General features: G+C 67.0%; 1 pseudogene. It reads left to right on the top strand.

Annotation, left to right across the window (positions count from 1 at the left end):
• A pseudogene (locus CAG31_RS28000) lies at window positions 1–675 on the top strand (RHS repeat protein); the annotation flags it as partial.

Raw genomic sequence — 675 nt, 5'->3', positions numbered from 1 at the left:
CCGCGCGTTCAGCTATAACCCTTACGGCCGCGTCACCGCCGAACGCGACGAACTCGGCCGCATCACCCGCTACGAGTACGCCGACAACCTGCACCTGGTCAGCCGCCGCATCAACCCGGACGGCAGCCAATTGCGCTACCGCTACGACAACTCGCGCCTGCTGCTCACCGACATCGAAAACGAACGCGGCGAGCACTACCGCCTCGACTACTACAGCAACGGCCTGATCCAGCAGGAAACCGGCTTCGACGGCCGCCGCACCGCCTACGAATACGACCTCAACGGCCAACTGCTGAAGAAGACCGAGTTCGGCGACGACGCCAGCGAGCTGGTCACCGAGTACCAGCGCGACGCCGCCGGCCGCCTGCTGGTGAAGACCCTGCCCGACGGCGAGGAAATCCACTACAGCTACGACGCCCTCGGCCGCCTGGTCAGCGTCGACGACGGCCATTGGCCCCTCGCGTATGAGTACGACCTGCAGGATCGCCTGACCACCGAACACCAGGGCTGGGGCACCCTGCGCTACGAATACGACAGCGTCGGCCAGCTCAAGCATTGCCGCCTCCCCGACGGCAGCACGCTCGACTACCGCCACCTGCCCGGCGGCCAGCTCAGCGGCATCGACCTCAACGGCTCGCGCCTGACCCGCCACCAGTTCAGCGCCGGCCGCGAACA

It is taken from the genome of Pseudomonas sp. R25(2017), assembly GCF_002112565.1.
Lineage (GTDB): Bacteria > Pseudomonadota > Gammaproteobacteria > Pseudomonadales > Pseudomonadaceae > Aquipseudomonas > Aquipseudomonas ekonensis.
The sequence above is the reverse complement of the archived record's forward strand: the minus strand, read 5'-3'. Positions and strand labels throughout refer to the sequence as shown.